Origin of the sequence: Silvimonas terrae, from assembly GCF_014202765.1 — a bacterium.
In the GTDB taxonomy this organism is placed as follows: domain Bacteria; phylum Pseudomonadota; class Gammaproteobacteria; order Burkholderiales; family Chitinibacteraceae; genus Silvimonas; species Silvimonas terrae.
This window is the reverse complement of sequence record NZ_JACHHN010000004.1, coordinates 64123-83150: the sequence shown is the minus strand read 5'-3', so window position 1 is coordinate 83150 and position 19028 is coordinate 64123. Positions and strand designations below refer to the sequence as shown.

At 59.0% G+C, this 19028-nt stretch carries 16 protein-coding genes; 7 read left to right on the top strand and 9 right to left on the bottom strand.

The annotated features are described in order from the left end of the window. The first annotated feature begins 127 nt into the window (after positions 1 to 127). Positions 128 to 1252, top strand: coding sequence for a KPHS_23130 family T6SS system protein (locus tag HNQ50_RS10355; protein ID WP_184100354.1), 1125 nt, complete (start codon positions 128 to 130; stop codon positions 1250 to 1252). A 437-nt stretch (positions 1253 to 1689) separates the two neighbouring features. Here HNQ50_RS10355 and HNQ50_RS10350 read toward each other — a convergent pair whose 3' ends face one another. After that, complete coding sequence (locus tag HNQ50_RS10350) at positions 1690 to 3474, bottom strand: GGDEF domain-containing protein (RefSeq protein WP_184100352.1); 1785 nt, start codon at positions 3472 to 3474, stop codon at positions 1690 to 1692. Positions 3475 to 3702: 228 nt separating this feature from the next. On the opposite strand from HNQ50_RS10350, the gene HNQ50_RS10345 reads away from it, so the two are divergent. Together HNQ50_RS10345 and HNQ50_RS10340 are read left to right on the top strand one after the other, a co-directional pair. Continuing rightward, entirely contained in the window at positions 3703 to 4194 is a 492-nt protein-coding gene (locus HNQ50_RS10345; protein WP_184100350.1) for a MarR family winged helix-turn-helix transcriptional regulator, read from the top strand. Beyond that, positions 4191 to 5729 carry an MFS transporter gene (locus tag HNQ50_RS10340; RefSeq protein ID WP_308419153.1) on the top strand — a complete coding sequence of 513 codons (1539 nt, stop codon included), beginning with the start codon at positions 4191 to 4193 and terminating at the stop codon, positions 5727 to 5729. Before HNQ50_RS10345 ends, HNQ50_RS10340 begins: the two co-directional genes overlap by 4 nt. Before the next feature lie 147 nt (positions 5730 to 5876). Here HNQ50_RS10340 and HNQ50_RS10335 read toward each other — a convergent pair whose 3' ends face one another. The 8 genes from HNQ50_RS10335 to HNQ50_RS10300 form a co-directional block, all read right to left on the bottom strand. Then, on the bottom strand, positions 5877 to 6521 hold the full coding sequence (locus HNQ50_RS10335; RefSeq protein ID WP_184100348.1) for a LysE family translocator: 645 nt from the start codon (positions 6519 to 6521) through the stop codon (positions 5877 to 5879). Between the two features lie 129 nt (positions 6522 to 6650). Continuing rightward, positions 6651 to 7823, bottom strand: a complete 1173-nt coding sequence (locus HNQ50_RS10330; protein WP_184100346.1) for an outer membrane protein assembly factor BamB family protein — start codon at positions 7821 to 7823, stop codon at positions 6651 to 6653. A 186-nt stretch (positions 7824 to 8009) separates the two neighbouring features. Continuing rightward, positions 8010 to 8540, bottom strand: a complete 531-nt coding sequence (locus tag HNQ50_RS10325) for an RBBP9/YdeN family alpha/beta hydrolase (protein ID WP_184100344.1) — start codon at positions 8538 to 8540, stop codon at positions 8010 to 8012. Positions 8541 to 8611: 71 nt separating this feature from the next. Then, a complete protein-coding gene (locus HNQ50_RS10320) occupies positions 8612 to 10210 on the bottom strand; it encodes an NAD+ synthase (RefSeq protein WP_184100342.1) in 1599 nt (532 codons plus the stop codon). A gap of 68 nt (positions 10211 to 10278) precedes the next feature. Beyond that, positions 10279 to 11256 carry a hypothetical protein gene (locus HNQ50_RS10315; RefSeq protein WP_184100340.1) on the bottom strand — a complete coding sequence of 326 codons (978 nt, stop codon included), beginning with the start codon at positions 11254 to 11256 and terminating at the stop codon, positions 10279 to 10281. A 30-nt stretch (positions 11257 to 11286) separates the two neighbouring features. Then, the gene (locus tag HNQ50_RS10310) at positions 11287 to 11856 is read right to left on the bottom strand and encodes a LemA family protein (RefSeq protein WP_184100338.1); all 570 of its coding nucleotides are present in this window, start codon (positions 11854 to 11856) and stop codon (positions 11287 to 11289) included. A 191-nt stretch (positions 11857 to 12047) separates the two neighbouring features. After that, positions 12048 to 13109: a histidinol-phosphate transaminase gene (gene hisC, locus HNQ50_RS10305; protein ID WP_184100336.1), complete on the bottom strand. Its 1062-nt coding sequence runs from the start codon at positions 13107 to 13109 to the stop codon at positions 12048 to 12050. A gap of 310 nt (positions 13110 to 13419) precedes the next feature. Beyond that, a complete protein-coding gene (locus HNQ50_RS10300; protein ID WP_184100334.1) occupies positions 13420 to 14613 on the bottom strand; it encodes a hypothetical protein in 1194 nt (397 codons plus the stop codon). Between the two features lie 317 nt (positions 14614 to 14930). On the opposite strand from HNQ50_RS10300, the gene dusB reads away from it, so the two are divergent. The 4 genes from dusB to HNQ50_RS10280 all read left to right on the top strand — a co-directional run bounded on the left by dusB (position 14931) and on the right by HNQ50_RS10280 (position 19019). Next, positions 14931 to 15968, top strand: coding sequence for a tRNA dihydrouridine synthase DusB (gene dusB, locus HNQ50_RS10295; RefSeq protein WP_184100332.1), 1038 nt, complete (start codon positions 14931 to 14933; stop codon positions 15966 to 15968). Positions 15969 to 16045: 77 nt separating this feature from the next. Further along, a complete protein-coding gene (gene fis / locus HNQ50_RS10290; RefSeq protein WP_184100330.1) occupies positions 16046 to 16309 on the top strand; it encodes a DNA-binding transcriptional regulator Fis in 264 nt (87 codons plus the stop codon). Positions 16310 to 16537: 228 nt separating this feature from the next. Continuing rightward, on the top strand, positions 16538 to 18100 hold the full coding sequence (purH, locus tag HNQ50_RS10285; RefSeq protein WP_184100328.1) for a bifunctional phosphoribosylaminoimidazolecarboxamide formyltransferase/IMP cyclohydrolase: 1563 nt from the start codon (positions 16538 to 16540) through the stop codon (positions 18098 to 18100). 358 nt (positions 18101 to 18458) lie between these two features. Next, positions 18459 to 19019 carry a hypothetical protein gene (locus HNQ50_RS10280; RefSeq protein WP_184100326.1) on the top strand — a complete coding sequence of 187 codons (561 nt, stop codon included), beginning with the start codon at positions 18459 to 18461 and terminating at the stop codon, positions 19017 to 19019. The last annotated feature ends 9 nt before the right edge of the window (positions 19020 to 19028 follow it).

Here is a 19028-nt window from a genome sequence, read left to right as displayed (position 1 = left end):
ATCAGGGTTCTTTTCCGACAGTACCCACCCCGGATTCCCGCCTTCGGCTTCATCCGGGCTACGGGGGCAGGTTAATCCGGTGGCTGTAGGGTGGATTCGCGTAGCAATCCACCGCAGCCACGGTGGATTGCCGCTTCGCACCGAATCCCCCTATGTTTACCCCAGCCACCCGGTAGCCCGGATGAAGGCCACAGGCCGGGAAGGCCACTTGCAAGCGCAGCAGGTTGACGTGGAAGATGCCAACCTGCAACGCAAGATAGAAATAAACACCACAATCCATGAAGCCGGGGTGCCGCTGGCCATCCTGGGGTCTGCCTGGGTGGTAGATACATTGCAGCAGCAGATCAGTAGTACCAGCATTGCAGAGCGTGTCACGCAACTGCTTCCCCGCAAACGGCGCAGCGGGGATGCCCAAACGGTGCAAGCCCGCTGGCTTGAGGCGCCGGGCCATGCGTGGCAGCGGCCAGACGGGGCGGATGCCGTGCGGCAATTGGCCGTGCTGGAGTGGGTGTTGGGCCGGCTGCTTAAAAAGGTCAAACCCGCTTTGCTGGCATTGCCGGCCGGCGCGCCGCTGCAAGTGCGCTTGCATATAGAGACCCAGGTCGCTGAGGCAGAGATACGCACCTGCTGGCAGAGTGCCTGGCAGCAGGAGGTGGGTAGCACCAGGGCACCGGCGCCCACCATTCAGGCCGATTTGCCTGCGTTGGCGGCGGCAGAGGGCTGGCTGGAATCCGGTGAGCACCCTGATCAGGCACCGCTGATATTACTGGTGGTGGTGAAACTGGCCGCCTTGCAGGAACAACTCCCTGCCAGCGGTACTGCAGAAGCGGCAACCGTGCTGCTGCTGGCGGGCACGGGTATCGTGCGGCAATCTGGTTTGCGGCCTGTTGCCGCGTTACACCGGCCAGAACGCCGCATGCCAGACCGGCTGGAGCATGGTTTGCGTCACGCTTTGTGCTGGAGCGGGCTAACCGGTGAGACCATCCTGCATCAGTGGTTAACCGGTGGGGCACAGTCCGCTGCGCAGCGTGCGCTCTTGAGCGCGTGCGCGCCGTTTCCGATCGGGGTTAAAACCACGCCCGGATTACTTGGGCTACACGATCTGGATTGGGCCCTGGGAAACATGAGCACCGCTGGTGAATGGCTCACAGTGGCATTGGCGACAGAACACGTGGGCGTTTCAGGCGAGCCGCAACTGGTTTCACCTGAAACGGATGGGCAAATTACGCTGGCCGTGGTGGCTCCGTTTTAATCCCGCCGGGTTCACGCTGCAATAGGCGCCGGCAACGGCTCCGGCGGCTGCCGCCGTCTGGCCCCGTTCTCTGCCGAGAACCACCGTAGCCCGGATGAAGCGCAAGCGGGAATCCGGGGTGGTGACGCAGGCCAGATCAGGGTTCTTTTCCGACAATATCCTCCCGGATTCCCGCCTTCGGCTTCATCCGGGCTACGGGGGCAGGTTAATCCGGTGGCTGTAGGGTGGATTCGCGTAGCAATCCACCGCAGCCATGGTGGATTGCCGCTTCGCGCCGAATCCCCCCTACGTGTACCCCAGCCACCCGGTAGCCCGGATGAAGGCCACAGGCCGGGAATCCGGGGTGACTGTGCTGCTCCCTATCGCCACCCCGGATTCCCGCTTCGCCCCATCCGGGCTACGGATGCTGGCGCTTTTTGCATCACCCCCAAAACCCATCACGCTGCAATGGGTGCCGGCAACGGCTCCGGCGGTTGCCGCCGTCGCTCAATAAACAACGAGCATCCCACCGATTGCTTGGCCATGCTCTTGGCATGGGTGGCCGCAGCGGCAATCTGGTGATGGTTCTCAAACTGGCCCGGTTCCACTTCCACCACCCCGGCCGACAAGGTCACCAGCGGTTGTTGTTGCGCCACGCCTCGACGATCCGGCGCCTCGTAAAAACCTGCGGCCAGGTGTTCGGCGTAGAAGAAACTGCTGACGCGTTGGGCAAACTCTTCCAGCAAGGCTTCGCAGCGCTCGTGCCAGTCGCCGGAACGGAAAATCACCACAAAGTCATCGCCACCAATATGGCCGACAAAGTCGGTCTGCGGATCGGCAGCGCGCATCAGTAATTCGCCAGTCAGGCGGATCATGTCGTCGCCGCGCACGTAGCCGTACACATCGTTGTAGGGCTTGAAGTAATCCAGGTCGAAATACGCCATGGTGAACGGACGCGATTCATCCAGCAGGGTTTCCAGCTTTTCCTGAATGGGGACGTTGCCGGGCAGCAGGGTCAGCGGGTTGGCATAACGTGCGGCGCGGATTTGCAGTTCGGTAATGGCGCGGACCAGATCGTGCCCGGTGCCCATGCCTTGATAGTGGCCGTTCTGGGTAATGATGAAGCCATCGGCCAGGTAACGGCGCTCGGCCGTGGTGACCATTTGCGAGAGCTCTTGCAGGCTCATCGATTGCTCGACGATCAGCGGCGCGCGGTCCATCAGGTGTTTGCACTCCCGGCCGCCATGCAGTTCGTGCGAGAACGGGCGGGAGAAAAATTCCAGCACTTCATGACGCTTCAACAGGCCCAGTGGGCGCTGGTTTTCCACCACGGGGATGGCGTACAACTGTGGCGCTTCGGTAAACCGGGCAAACACGGTTTCACTGGTTTCTGACGGCGGTACGGTATCGACGGACACCAGCAAGCCACCCGCATTGCGATGCCCCTGGCCGGGCAGCGCCGGGCTGGGGGTCTCGGCCAGATCCAGCGCAATGTGGCGCGGCGGGTGGGCCAGCGGTTTGCCAATGTGATAACCCTGGGCAAAGGCGATCCCGATCCGCTGTACTACTTGCAATTCTTGCGGGGTTTCGATGCCTTCAGCGACGACGCGGGTGCCAATGTTCAGCGCAATGTGCTGGATCGAACGCACAAACTGACGCTTTTGCGCGTCGGCCGCCAGACCCTGCACAAAGTATTTGTCGATCTTCACAAAGTCTGGCTTGAGCTCAGACCACAAGCGCAGGGAAGAAAACCCCTCGCCCAGATCATCCAGCGCAATCCGGAAGCCCATCTCGCGGTAATGCAGCAAGGCTTCCTTGAGGAGTTCGTAGTCGTGCGTGGGCTGGGTTTCGGTCAGCTCGATGACCACACGCTGCGGCGCCAGGCCAGTTTCACGCAGGATATCCAGCGTGGCTCCGGGGTGAAAATCCGGGTGGGACAGACAGGCCGGACTCACATTCAGAAAAAGCCGCCCTGGCAAGTTCTGCGCCACAAACGATTCAATAATCGCGCGGCGGCAGGCGAAATCCAGCAAGGGCAGAATGCCAACCTGCTCCGCACACCGGAACAGGTTGATCGGGGAATGCAGAAAGCTGGTGGACGGCCCGCGGATCAGCCCCTCGTACCCGAATGCTTCTCCGTCATGGAGTGAGGCAATCGGTTGGAACAATGCCGACAGGCGCTTTTCCCGGATGATTTCTTCCAGATCGCGTCGAAGATTGTCCAGATTCAAAAGGGGGGTCATAAAGGCTGCTCGGGTATTCATCCCGGCAAGGCTGACACAGCCCGATTACGAATCCATGACAAGTGTGTAGCGGCTTGTACACGGGTGAATGCTGACACTTTAGCAACACCCTTGCATCTGGTTGCGTCGTGTTTAGGCGACTTCTCTAAACTTGATGTTTACAAACAATACTGTTTGTATTACATTTGTAATTATTACATAAGAAATAATGATTCAGGGGGATTTCTCATGAGCTACCAAGCGCGTATCGCCAGGTTTTGCCAGTCTTTTGACGCAGCACCGCAAAAAGAAATACTCCTGTCGCGCACGTTGTTTCGCGCCGCAGCCTTGCTGGAACAACGCATTAACGAGGCACTGGAGCCCTGTGGCATGAATATGCCGCAATACCTTGCCATGGCCATGTTACTGGCCGACGAAAACACTCCACCCACAAACCCTTCGGAAGTCAGCAAGTTGCTGGACATGACCCGTACCCAGGTTACCCGGCTGATGGATAGCCTGGAAACCGCTGGCTGGGTCACCCGCACGCTGGATAAAGACGACCGTCGCCGCATGATGCTGACACTCACCATCGATGGCAAGGCGCAACTCAAACGGGCCGTGCCGCTGGTGCATGCCGTGTACCACCGCGCCTGGTCGGTCTTTGATACTGAATGCCAGGATCAGGTTGCCGCGGAGCTGACGCACTTTCATGAGGGGCTGGAGAAACAAAGCGCGTGAAACGCCTGGCGCCGTACTGCGCGCCCCGGGACAAGCGCTGGGTCATGGCGCTGTTGGGGTTGACCACCGCAGTCGAGTTCTTTGAAAACAGCCTGTTTGTTTTCAGCAGCAGTCATATCCAGGGAGGCGTCGACGCGGGCCCGCAAGAGTTTGTGCTGGCCGTCGCCGCCTATGCCTGCGCCAGCATGCTGGTGATCATGAAACAGGCCTGGCTGGCGCACCGGTTGGGCTACCGCAATTTTCTGGGCGCCGCGCTGGCCTTGTTTGCGCTGGGTGCATTGGCCAGCGGGTTTTGCAATACGCCGGATCAGTTGATCCTGTGCCGTGGTATTCAGGGCCTTGGGGGCGGGGCGCTGTTTACCAGTAGCCGTATCCTGATCAACTTGATGTTCAGTCCCAAAGAGCGCGGCACGGCGGTCCGCTATTTCATGATCGCCATCTTTTCTGTGTCTGCCCTGGCGCCCGCATTGGCGGGTACCTGGATTGAAAACTACAGTTGGCGCTGGGTGTTCTGGGGCGTGGTGCCGCTGGCGGCAGTGGCCTCTCTGGGGTGCTGGCTCTGGCTGCCAGTGGTGGTGCCCAAGCAGCAGCACGGCGGTGAATTTACGCCGTTGCCGCTGATTGCGTTTGGTGTCGGCGTGATCAGCCTGCAACTGGCGCTATCCGAAGCGCGCTTTGACTTCTTTGCCTACCCGCTGCACTTTGCCTTGTTTGTCTTGCTTGGCGTTGCCACATTATCCTGGTTTACCTGGCACCAATACCGCCATCCCTCTCCCGTGTTTGTGCTGCGTGGTCTCAATAACCAGGTTTATCTCACGGGACTTGGGCTGTACTTCATTCATTATTTTCTGGCCAATTTCAGCAATTACCTGTTCCCGATCTACGCCGAGCGCGCGCAAGGCGTTCCGGTGGAAACGGCTGGCTGGCTCAATACCTTTGCCTCGGTGGTGAGTTTTCTGGTGATCCTGGCCTATCTGCGCTGGGCATCCCGCTTCAAACAGAAAAAACCCTTGATGCTGACAGGTGTTTTTGCGCTGGCCGCATGCAGCCTGGCGTTCTCTTTCATGCCGCCGGGTATGCCGTTATCGGCTTTCTTCCTGCCACTGATCGCCAAAGGTTTGTTTGGCGTATTGCTGGTGATTCCGGTGGCTGGCCTCACGTACCGGGAGCTGAAAGCCGAGCAATTTGCCCATGGGTATCGCAACAAGAATTTGCTGCGGCAATGGTCTGGTTCTTTGGCGCAGGCGGTGGCGGCCATCATGATGCAGAACCGGCAAGCGGCGGTGTATGACTATTACTCCGGCTTTGCCAACGAATTCAACCCGGCATTCAACCACATGATCGCCACGCTCAAGGCGGTGTTCATGCATGAAGGCATGCCGGCGGACGAAGCCACTCGCGCGGCCCTGGCGCAAGTGGCGGGCGTGGTGGACCACCAGGTTTTGCTGATCGCCTGCAATGATCTTTACCGCGTGCTGGCGCTGCTGGCGGTGGTTTCGGCGGGGATTATTTTTGCGCAGCGGAAATTGCAGTAGGGGCGGGGCGTTGAGTATCAAAATGCTTTTCAAACCGTGCCGAAGGCGCTAACACCCCACCCCAATATTAACCAGCTCCGTCACCCCGGATTTTTGCTTTCGCTCCATCCGGGCTACACCATGGCACTTGCCGGCAAAGGCCGCTGCTCACCGCTGCTGCACCAACGCCAACTTCACCCCCAGATACACAAACACACTCCCCATCACCCGGTTCAACCAGACCGTTAACCGCCCGGCTCCGCGTAACCGTCGTGCCGCCTGGTGCGCAGTCAACGCCAGAAAATGGCACCACAGCATGCCGTTGAAGTTGAAGATCAAACCCAACAGGATGAAGGACAGCGCAGTGTGTGGCGCATCGGTATTGATGAACTGCGGCACAAAGGCCAGAAAGAATAGTGCTACTTTCGGGTTAAGCACATTGGTCCAGAACCCCTGCCGGAAAATAGCCCAAAGCGGCGCAGGCGCTATGGCGGGCGTACCGGTTTTTTCGGCGGTTTCCTTGCTGGCGCGGGATCGCAGCATGCCAAAGCCCATGTACAACAGATACGCCGCACCCATCAGTTTGACCACGGTGAATGCGGTGGCGGAAGTCGCCAGGATTGCAGACAGCCCAAACGCGGCGGCAAGAATGTGGACCATCGTGCCCGCGCCAATGCCTAAAGCAGCGGCAGAGCCGGCTTTGAAGCCTTGGGTAACGCTGCGGGTGACGATGTAGAAGGAGTCGGGGCCAGGGGCGATATTGAGCAGAAGGCCAGAGAGAACGAACAGCGTGAGGCTGTGAATGCCGGACATGGTTTCTTTCCTGCGAAAGAGTCAGGAGTTTACCGCCATGCCCGGATTTTGCCAGTGATCTTTGCGCTTTGGTGCAATGAGCTCCGATATGAAGCCGAAGCTAGCCTCAGTTGTAGCTCTTGTACTGGGCTAGTTCAGATTGAAGGCGCGCAGGAGAATTCCGTCGTTATATGCAAACCGATCCAGGATATACAGTTTGCCAGTAGCAGAAATATGCAGGGCACCCTGTCCAGGCAATGACATGACTGACTGGTGCGTGGATAGATCAATGGCAGAAGTGTGCTCATCTGGTCCTCCAACAATTGCAAGGTTCTTCGTCACAACCATGTCCGAATTTACCATGGCATTGGGCTCGTCAGGTTTCCATTGCCATAGCAGGCTGCCGTCTTTCTGATCCAGCGCCAGCAGTTCATTGCTCTCGGTAACAAGTAGATAAACTACGCCATTAGCCACGACGGGGAGACCAAAGTTGCGGCCTGTACGCCAATCCGTTCTGGCACTAATTTGATGCCAGGTCATCACACCGCTGGCTAGTTCATAGTGCTGGACAATGCTGCCCCGGTCGCAATTGTAGTAAGCCAGCAGATCATTGTTCCCTCCCGGCACAATCGTTATAGCCCGGCACGAATTGAAGGCCTGTACATCCGGGTTATTAAGCGTGTAAACAAGCTCCGATGTTGTTTTGTCATAAAGCTTGATGGCCGTTGCATTGCCGTTCGCACTGGCCAGGAAGTAATCGTACCGGCCATCAGATGCCACCGGCGGAGCGGTTACAGTGCTGGTTCCTTTCAGCTTGCCGGTTTGCAGGTCTAGCGTCGTCACCAGATTTCGGTCCGGACTCCACACATTGAGGTCGCCACCACTAAGGCCGAGACTGCGGACCCGGTTTTCCTCGGCAGGGCCGAAACTATACCTCCAGGTGGTCTGGCCTGTATCCAGGTTTGCTGAGCGGATATGTGTGTCCAATTCCCATCCACAGTTATTCTCAGCCCATGTAAGCCTATCCGCAGTAAACAGGGCGATGGCGAAACATGGACCGGCATCCAACTCCCAGAGTGGTGTGATGAGGGCAGGATTGATCTCGATGGGGACATACGCGTTATCGAAGTTGGTGGAAGAGGCAACGCGCAGTTCGATATTGGCCTGGTTTTCCGGTGCCGGGTCGACTGGTTTGGGGATGAGTGTCGGCGTGAGACGCGGATTCTTTTCATCATGCGCGTCACCACCACCACCACAGGCAGTAAAAATCAATGCTGTGGCAAGTGCCGATGCCAGCCAGGTGTGGCGTATTGCAGATTTCATCTTTGATCTCGCTCCCCGTGGAAAATGTGCGTTGAGTGCCGTAATCAGCACTGCGCGATTCTTGGGTTAGGGCGAGGTCAGGAGAATAAGAATTCTCCTGGAATTTCTGACTGTTGATGGCACACAATCCTGGGCCAGACGTGTGGCTACGTACCCCAATGAGGTCGGCCTTGGGCTTTTGGCAAATCAGCCGCGCAGTTTTGCCAGCAGCGCAAACCCTTCGGGCCACAGGCCCAGGTTGCTACTGCTATTGATATGCCCGAGTGGGCCGACTTCCACGATGTCGCTACCCCAGTTGGCGGCAAATTCATGGGCGCGGGCCAGGGTGACGTATTCATCATTGCTGCTGGCTACCACAATGCTGGGGAAGGGTAGCCGCATGGTCACCATGGTGCCGAAACCGTGGGTGCCTGCGGGATAGCTGGGGGCTTCAATATCGCTGGGGCCGACCAGAAGTGCACCTTTGATGGGGCGTTGATGTTGTTCCGCCCATTTACCAATGAGCGTACAGGCCAGGCTGTGGCCGACCAGTACCGGGGGTTCGTTGCACTGGGCAATGGCTTGATCCAGCGTGGCGACCCAGTCGGCGCAGTGCGGGGTTTCCCAGTCTTGTTGCTCAACCCGGATGAAATCGGGATGTGCGGCTTGCCAGTGGCTTTGCCAATGCTGCGGGCCAGAGTTGTACAAGCCGGGCAGAATCAGAACGGGGGCGGTCATTGCGGTGGAATCTCCAGTCCAGTCATTCAATGAAAAAGGGGGCGTGAGCCCCCTTGTCTTGCATCTTGCTGTTACAGGGTGAACCGGTGCGTGATCGGCATGCGCCAATCCTTGCCAAAAGCACGGTTGGTCACGCGTGGGCCGACCGGGGCCTGGCGACGCTTGTACTCGTTGATCTTCAAGAGTTTGACCACGCGCTCCACATCCGCAGTTTCAAACCCGCGTGCCACGATGTCGGCTTTGGAGAGGTTGTCTTCCACGTACATCTGCAAAATGGCATCCAGAATCTCGTACGGCGGCAAGCTGTCCTGATCTTTCTGATCCGGGCGCAGTTCGGCCGAAGGCGGGCGGGTGATGATGCGCTCCGGAATCACTTCGCTCACGGTATTGCGCCAGCGGGCAAGGCGGTACACCAGCGTTTTGGCCACGTCTTTGAGCACGGCAAAGCCACCGGCCATATCGCCGTAGAGGGTGGCGTAACCCGTCGTCATTTCTGATTTGTTGCCCGTGGTCAGCACCAGTTTCCCGCTCTTGTTGGAGAGCGCCATCAACAGCGTGCCACGGATGCGGCTTTGCAGGTTTTCTTCAGTGGTGTCTTCCTTGAGTCCGGCAAACTCGGGCGCAAGGCCGCCCATAAAGGCTTCGTACATCGGCCAGATTTCAATTTCGGAGTACTTGCAACCCAGGCGCTGGATCATCTCGCGCGAGTCATTGACCGAGATATCTGCGGTATAGCGTGATGGCATCATCACGGCATGCACTTTGTCCGCACCAAGGGCATCGCAGGCAATCGCCAGTACCACGGCAGAATCAATCCCGCCGGACAGGCCCAGCAAAATGCCCGGGAAACCATTCTTGCCAATGTAATCGCGCACACCGGTCACCAGCGCGCCCCAGACGCTGGCTTCTTCTGCCGGCGCGGGCACTACGGCAGTGGGTTGCAGATCGCCATGTTTGAACTCGATCACCTGAAGGGCGGGTTCAAACGCCGGCAACTGGGCCACCAGTTTGCCTTCGCGGTTGAGCGCAAAAGAGTGGCCGTCGAAGACCAGTTCGTCCTGGCCGCCGACCATATTGACGTAGACCACGGGGATTTGCGTTTCTTCCACCCGCTGGCCCAGCACTTCAAGGCGCGTGGCCTGTTTGTTCAGGTGAAAGGGGGAGGCGTTCAGGACCAGCAACAGTTCTGCGCCGTCTTCGCGCGCGGCACTGGCCGGGTCGACGTCCCAGGCGTCTTCGCAGATCACAATGCCGATTTGCGTGCCGTTCTGTTCAAACACCAACGGTTGCGCACCGGGGGTGAAGTAACGGACCTCATCGAACACTTCGTCATTGGGCAGCAGCATTTTTTCGTAACGGCCCAGCAGGTGACCGTCGCGGATCACGGTGGCGCAGTTAAAGCGCTCTTCACCACTGGCATGCGGGTGACCGACCACCAGGGTAATGCCATCGACCTCATCGATCAGCCGGCCAATAGCCTTGCGGCATTCATCCAGAAAAGACGGGCGCAGCAACAGGTCTTCCGGCGGGTAGCCGGTGAGCGCCAGTTCTGGCGTCAGCAAGAGATCTGCGCCTTGTTTGCGCGCCTCGGCCACAGCGGCCAGGATCAGGTCCAGATTGCCGGGCAGGTCGCCAACGACAGCATTGATTTGGGCAAGAGCGATGCGCATGCGGGGGTCAGGTCCGGTGGGCGTAAAGCGTGATTGTACGCTGGCCGGGCGCGCTGGCGAAGCGGGTATCAGGGGGTGGCGTTACTGCTTGTGGTGCTATTGGCGTGGCGTTGGGGGATACGCTCCGGGTGGTGCGCCAGATTCAACGTGCCTGACAAGGTACCGATCATCAACGCCAGGTGTAGCCAGGCCCAGCGTCGATTGCGCGTTATGCCGGCAGCGGGGTCTTCCGTGGCGACCAGAAACGGGCGGCCATCCTGGCTGGCGCGCATGACGTTGGCCGGCGCTTGCATTTGCGCTTCGGCGGTTTCGTCACCCACTTCACGCTCGGCAGCCTGGCGCGCGGCGTTCCATTCCTTTTCGTCGATCTCACCATTGCGGTCGGTATCAAATCGACGCAGCAGATCGGCCCGGTCCTGTTTCCATTCCGCCAGCTTTTGCGATACCGCCAGTTTCATGTCGACCGGTTGTTCACGGACCGAGACAAATTCGCCAATAGCGTAAATCGGATCGCCATCGCAGATCAGGCGCGCGGTATAGCGGTAGTCATCCTTGCGCTCCACCACGGTGTCTGTCGTGCGGATTTCGGCGCTATCCGGGTCGATCAGACAGCGGCCAGTGGCATCGGCCAACAAAAAGCCGTGAGCGCTTTGTAGTGTCTGCACGTGTTGGTACTGGCGCCCACCGGCCGGTATTTCTTCGACGACCAGCTCATACCAGACGCAACGCATATCCACGCCGGGACAAACCAGCGGGCCGTCATCCAGAGACTGGGCACAGCCGGCAATCTGCACATAGCCCTGCGGTGCGGAGCCGATGCGCGCCAGCGGCGTGCCTTGCAGCAACAGGTAACGGCGGCGGTGATGAACCCAGGCCCAGCCGGACATGGCCGCTGCAAGCACCAGCAATAACAGAAGGTCGCGCGGGCGTTGCAGATGGGTTGCGCCGTAGAGCAATAGCGCGGCCTGGGCGGCCAGCATGCAACCACCCAGCGGCCAGCGGCGCAGACGTTTCAGCCAGAGGCTGTCCAGAGGAAGGTCAAACATGAAATCGGTGCGTGAATCAGTAGGCGCTTATCAGCGCTGGAACAAAGTGCCGACGGACACATCCTGCTTGTCGTGGCTGTCGAATTCCAGCAACTGGGCCGGCTTGAAGTGGAACGCGTTGGCGACAATCACATCCGGAAACTGCTCAATGCGCACGTTATTGATGTTGACCGTGTCGTTGTAGAACTCGCGGCGGTCAGCAATATCGTTTTCCAGTTGGGTAATCCGGCCTACCAGATGCTGGAACTGCATATTGGCGCGCAATTCCGGGTAGGCCTCCACAGTGGCATACAACGCGCCCAGACGGCTACGCAGTTGCTGCTCTGCGGCCCCCAGCGCCACGATGTCACGTGATTCACGTGCTTGCGCCACGCCGCCCCGTGCCAGCATGATTTTTTCCAGCGTTTCCGCTTCAAACTGCATGTAGTGCTTGCAGGTCTCCACCAGCTTGGGCAGTTCGTCATGCCGTTGTTTAAGCAGCACGTCGATATTGGACCAGGCCCGGCCGATATTGTGTTTCAGGCTGACCAGGTTGTTGTAGATCATGATGAAATACACCAGCACAACGGCGATCAGGGCGAAGAAAATCAGCAGCGGCATCAGGGTTTTTCCGTACGTTCTTTGTGGGGCACATTAACGCCGGGCTGCGGCTGTCGCAAGCGCGGCGCTATGGGTGTCGCCAATTTGGAACGACTGTCTGGTCGCCTGGCGCAGCGCTTATGCATATGGCATTGGCGATGGCCAGAAAAACGCCCGGCAGCATCAAGCTGGCCGGGCGCGGCAGGTCAGGCTCAAGCGGCGATCAGGTCTTGCAGGGCGTTGACCAGCGCTTCGCACTCGGCGTCAGTGCCAATGCTGATGCGCAGATACTGATCAATGCGCGGCTGCTTGAAATGCCGTACCAGGATGGCCTTGGCACGCAAGTCCGCTGCCAGTTTCGCCGCATCGTGGCGCGGGTGGCGGGCAAAGACAAAGTTGGTCGCGGAGGGCAGCACGTCAAACCCCAACAGCGTCAGGCCTGCCACGAGGTTGGTGCGGGTCTCCATCACCGCTTGCGTAGTGCGCTGGAAATGCGTTTCGTCTTCATACGCAGCGACACCGGCAGCAATGGCCAGCCGATCCAGCGGATAGCTGTTAAAGCTGTTCTTCACCCGATCCAGCGCTTCAATCAGATCCGGATGCCCCACGGCAAAACCGATACGCAAACCGGCCAGCGAGCGTGACTTGGACAACGTCTGGATCACCAGCAGGTTGGGGTAGCGCTTGATCAGCGGAATCACCGTTTCCCCACCAAAATCGATATACGCTTCATCGATGACCACCACCTGGTCCGGATGCGCTTGCAACAGCGTTTCGATCTCTGCTGCGGTCAGCGCAATGCCGGTAGGTGCGTTGGGGTTGGCGATGATGATGGCGCCGCAATCCTGGTTGTAATCGGCCAGATTGATGCGCATGTTTTCATCCAGCGGCACTTGTTTGCTGGTGACGCCATACAGCCCGCAGTACACCGGATAGAACGAATAGCTGATGTCCGGATGCAAGAGCGGCTTGTCATGCTTGAGCAGCGCCATGAAGGTATGGGCCAGCACTTCGTCCGAACCGTTGCCAACAAACACTTCATTGGGCGCAATACCGTGATACCGGGCGATGGTCTCTTTCAGACGATCAGCGTTCGGGTCCGGGTACAGACGCAGCGCATCGCCACTGGCGGCGGCGATTGCGTCGAGCACATGCCGGGATGGGCCGAACGGGTTCTCATTGGTATTGAGCTTGATCAGATTGGCAATCTTGGGCTGTTCCCCCGGGACATACGGGGTCAGCGTTTGGACGATGGGGCTCCAGAAACGGCTCATGGCATTGTTCACGAGATCGGGTTGATTGGGATCACATCGTATCATGAAGCGCGGGGAGGGCCTGCGGTAGGGTGGGGACGGCTCGTGCCGTTGCGAGGTTGGCGGGAGGGTGGATTTGGAGCGGTAGCGATAGTCCACCTTGGCTGGTTTCAAACACGAACCGCTGTTAGCGCCTTTGGCGCGGGTGTTTTGGATACCGGCGGTGGCCGGTATCTAATGCCTTTCAAACCCTGCGCCAAAGGTGCTAACACTCGGACCCCGGCCTTCGCCGAGATGACGTGCCTCAACCAGAGGACAGGGCCGCAGCCCCTTACTTCTTCAACACCCCCCGCAACCCATCCAGATGCACCTGCCGCAACATCCCGTAGTTATAAAACCCAACCTGTTCAACCCCCATGCGCTGCAAACCCGCCAGTGCCGTGCCAGTTTGTGCGCCATCGCCCAGGTCAGGCACGCCCGGCCGTAGAATGCCGCGCACGCGCCGGGCGTCGCCGACCCGGCGGACGGTATCCAGGGCATCGGCCAGCACACGGTTGGCATCCGGTTCGTAGAACGGGACTTCAATGCCATCAGCGGCAAAGGCCAGGGCTTTAAGGTCTGTCCCTTCCAGCCAGGTTTGCGCGGTCGGGCGTTGTACGGTCGGGATCACATACAGGGCGACTTCCGTCGGGATGGCGGCGCGGATGCGGCTGACAATGCTTGTGACATGACGCTGGCGCATGCGCAGGTATGCGGCCAGCTCAATGTCTTCCAGAATATCGGCGGCCAGCCACGCGGCGGCTTGGGTGTCGCTGGCATCGGCCGGCCCGTTCAAGTAGCCATCTACCCGTTCGCGGATGCGGGCCGCAAGGCCCGCGCCGTCAATGCCATCTTCACGGGCGCGGGTTTTACAGGCGTCGCAAAAGCACAGGCCCAGCATGGTATCGAGCCACACATTGCTGCGTACCTGGGCAAATTCGTGGTGATAACCGTGCGCGTAGGGGGTCCAGCCCGGGGATTCCAGCGTCAGGCTTTGCCAGGGCAAGGCGGCAGCCAGATCGCTGGCCAGGTCGGTGGCATAGTCAATCAGTTGCGGCTGCATGGGGCAGGGCGCGTATACGTAGCCGTCGCCCCAGGCGTTCTTGACGGCCAGTTCCGGGCGGGCCTCGCCCAGGCGGCTGTTGTGGAAGAGGATGGTCCAGGCAGAGAGCTTGAGCCGGCCGTCCTGAGCCAGGTCATAGGCCACCTGGCGCACGGCGGGGTCAGAGTGCGGTTTGGGCTGGATGGCGCGGTAACGGCTGGGTTCCGGGTTGAAATAGACCGTACCGTCTTCCGGAAAATACACCTTGCCGGCGCCGCTGGCGCGCGGGCGCAGGAATTTGCCGGCGTGGTAGCTGGCGGCAAGGCTGAGGCCATCAACGCCCAGGTCCAGGATTTCATCAACCGTACTACGGGTATCGCGGCCGGCCAGATCCCAGGCGTAGGCATACAGGGAATGGCGGGCGGCGGGGCGGCGTGTGTTCATGTTTTATCGACTCGTTATGGGGTTTCGTTGCACCGTATTGATCTGATTGTGAACTGCCCGGACGCGCTTTGCGTAAATAAACGTTACAAGCCTGGCTGCTGATCGCTGTAAGTCTTTGGCGGGTGTGCGATGCAGCGGAAAAAAGCCGGTTCTGCCAAACGGCATAATTTGCGCTCGATCAAACCCGCTGGAAAGCGGCGCCTGCACTGGGGTTGACCGCCTGGCATGCAGCTTTTTATGCACCGCTGACGCCGTTGCGGTTGCCCAAAAAATAAGCAGGCGGTAGAATTCCGGCCTTTTCTGCGACAGCGGTTGCCATGCAGATCGGCCCTTTTCCCTTACAAAACAATCTGTTCGTAGCGCCCATGGCGGGTGTAACGGATAGACCGTTCCGCCAGTTGTGCCGTCATTTCGGGGCAGGCTATGCCGTGTCCGAGATGATTACGGCCAACAACGCGTTGTGGGACAACGAAAAGACTCGCCGCCGCATGGATCACGCCGGTGAACCCGGCCCGATTGCCGTGCAGATTGCCGGATCAGACCCGGCCATGCTGGCCCAGGCTGCCCGGCTTAATGTGGAGTTGGGCGCACAGATCATCGACATCAACATGGGCTGCCCGGCCAAGAAGGTCTGCAACAAGCTGGCCGGCTCGGCGTTGCTGAAAGATGAAGCCCTGGTGGGCGAAATTCTCGACGCCGTGGTTGCGGCGGTCGATGTCCCGGTCACACTGAAGACCCGCCTTGGGTTCTGTAACGGGGAAGAGAACGTACTGCGCGTGGCCGAACGCGCCCAGGCCGCCGGCATTGCCGCGCTGGCGCTGCATGGCCGCACGCGGGAAGACATGTACAACGGGGCAGCGCGCTACGGGCTGATCCGCGAAGTCAAATCCATGTTGCGGATTCCGGTGATCGCCAATGGCGACATTGATACGCCGCAAAAAGCCAAAGCCGTACTGGCCGAGACGGGGGCCGACGCCATCATGATTGGTCGTGCGGCACAGGGTCGGCCCTGGTTGTTCCGGGAGATTGCCCACTTCCTGGCGACGGGTGAGATGCTCCCCGCGCCCGAAGTCACCGAGATTCGTGCGGTGTTGTTGCAACACCTGGACGAGCTTTACACGTTTTATGGCGAGTATTCCGGCTGCCGGATTGCCCGCAAGCATATCGCCTGGTATACCAGGGGCCTGAAGGATGGAAACGCGTTTCGCCAGGCCATGTACAAGCTGGACTCCACCGCTGGACAGCATGCCGCTGTGCGCGGGTATTTCGACAGTCTGGCCACGCTGGGCGAGCGGCTGATTTACGACATGGAGGAGACTGCCCCGCGCGCGGACAACGCGCTCGAGGCAGCATGACGGCAGGCCACAAGGCCGCCGCATTTATCACTACAAGCCCGCAGGCAAGACCTGGGGGCAGTTTCAGGGAAGTAACCATGAACCAGCCAGCCACTTGCGTCATTACGCAGGAAGCAGATCCTATCGCCGAATCCATCCGCGCCTCTTTGGCTCGGTATTTCGAGGATCTGGATGGTGAAGCACCGTGCGCGCTCTATGACATGGTTCTGGCACGGGTTGAGAAACCGTTGCTGGAGCTGGTCCTGGATCATGTTGCCGGTAACCAGACCCGCGCCGCAGAAGTGCTGGGCATCAACCGCAATACCTTGCGTAAAAAGCTGCAAACGTACGACATGCTGTGAGCCAATCACAAAACCCTGCTGACAGCGTTACGCGCACTGGCCGTGTTTGAGAGAATGCGGTCGGTACCACAAGGGCGCGTTTCGCGTGCCTCTTCCCCATCGGGGGCACCGTTGCACCGGGTTTTGTAAATGGCTTACGCACTGAAGTACGGGGCAGCGGCTCCACTGTGATTTGTTTCGTTAGTTTTTTGTGATCTTTACCTCCACGGGCATCAGGAAAAAACAGCAATGACCATCATCAAGCGTGCGCTGATCAGCGTTTCCGACAAAACCGGTGTACTCGAATTTGCCCAAGCCCTGGCTGGCTTTGGCGTAGAAATCCTCTCTACCGGCGGCACCGCCAAACTCCTGGCAGAGCACAACGTGCCGGTCATTGAAGTGGCCGATTACACGGGTTTTCCTGAAATGCTGGATGGTCGGGTCAAGACCCTGCACCCCAAGATTCACGGCGGCATTCTGGGCCGGCGTGATCTGGACAGCCACGTTGCCAAAATGGCCGAGCACGGCATTGGCAATATCGATCTGGTGTGTGTGAACCTGTACCCGTTTGAAGCGACCATCGCCAAGCCCGATTGCACGTTTGAAGATGCCATCGAGAATATCGATATTGGTGGTCCGGCCATGGTGCGTTCCGCCGCCAAGAACCACGCCCACGTGGCCATTGTGACCGACGCGGCCGATTACGCCCCGCTGGTGGCAGAAATGAAGGGCAACAACGGCGCGCTGACCCTGGCAACCCGCGTTGGCCTGGCCAAAAAAGCCTTCAGCCACACCGCCGCCTACGATGGCGCGATCTCCAACTACCTGACGGCGCTGACCGCCGACGGTGAAAAGAAAGCCTACCCGGAACGCCTGAACCTGCAATTTGTGAAAGTGCAGGACATGCGTTACGGCGAAAACCCGCACCAGTCCGCCGCCTTCTACCGCGATCTGGACCCGGCTGCCGGCAGCTTGTCGCGTTACTCGCAACTGCAGGGCAAGGAGCTTTCCTACAACAATATTGCGGACTCCGATGCCGCGTGGGAAGCCGTCAAGCAGTTTGAAGAGCCGGCCTGCGTGATCGTCAAGCACGCCAACCCGTGTGGTGTGGCTGTCGGCGCGGATACGTTCAGCGCCTATCGGCTGGCCTTTGCCACCGATACGACCTCCGCTTTTGGCGGCATCATTGCGTTCAACCGTGAAGTGGATGGCGACACCGTACAAGCCGTAGCCGCCCAGTTCCTGGAAGTGCTGATCGCCCCGGGCTACAGTGCAGAAGCGCTGGCGCTGCTGGCCAAAAAGCCGAACGTGCGCGTGCTGACCGTGCCGCTGGAAAGTGGCGAAAACAAGTTTGACGTCAAGCGTGTTGGCGGCGGCTTGCTGGTGCAAACCCCGGATGTTCACGCGCTCATGTTGTCTGATCTGAAAGTGGTGACCAAAAAGGCCCCGACCGAAGCGCAACTGAAAGACATGCTGTTTGCCTGGCGTGTCGCCAGGTTTGTGAAGTCCAATGCCATTGTCTTCTGCGGTCATGGCCAGACACTGGGGATTGGCGCCGGCCAGATGAGCCGTGTGGATTCCACCAAGATTGCTGCCATCAAGGCACGCAGCGCCGGTCTGGAACTGCGTGGTTCCGTGGCGGCTTCGGATGCCTTCTTCCCGTTCCGTGATGGTGTCGATGTGATCGCTGAAAATGGCGTGTCCGCCATCATCCAGCCGGGTGGTTCCGTCCGTGATGAAGAAGTCATTGCTGCCGCTGATGAACATGGCATTGCCATGGTTCTGACTGGCGTGCGTCACTTCCGCCATTAAGCATCAACACCCCACCCCTGATTGTGGGGGAGGGGTGTGCACTCCCCCGATTCTGCTTCATATCTGGTTGTCATGCTGCCAGGCGACACTGCTGCGGCGTGACCACCGGTTCAACCTGGTTCGTACTTTTGCGTTATTGATCGTGGCGGCGTCAGACCAACTGGCTAGCTTGCGGTTTTTTCAGCATTTTCTGGCTGCTGGAAGTTGACCGTGCAGCTTGGCTTGTACGCCACACTCTGTAAAATGCGGGCATTGCCGTTCATGCTGCGCCGCAACCAGGATATACGGATTGTGCCGGCTGGCTTGCTGTCAGCCTGATCCGTACTGCTTCAAACCATCAAAAGAAATACTGTCTCTCATGAAAAAAACACTTGCTGCCTTGATCTTGAGCCTTGCTGCGCCGTTGGCGTCGGCCATTGACTGCACTGGCATGGGAAGCTGGCTAGACCAGGCCTGTGCGCACGTTTCCGACGTGTATCAGAACGGCAAGTCAGATATTTATGTTTCTGGCTACACCTGGCATGACCCGCACAAATACACCGACGAAAAACTCGAAGCATTGAACAAATGGGGCTGGGGTGGTGGTTACGGTCGGCACGTCATTGATGAAAATGGCAACGAAGACCTGGTGCTGGGTATGGCGTTTTCCGACTCCCACAAAAATCCGGAGTTGATGGTGGGTTACGCCGGGTTGTGGTTTACCAACCCGGTGCTGGGTGGTTTGTCGGTGGGCGCGGGTTACACCGCAGGTCTGACCTCACGCCGGGATATTTTTGGCGGCATTCCGTTCCCGATCGTCTTGCCGGTGGCGGCCATCCGCTATGGCCAGTTTTCGATCATGGGGACGTGGATTCCCAGCCTTGGCGGCGTGAATAACGGTGACGTGGCATTCTTCTTCAGCCGCTACCAATTCGAATAATCAGGATAT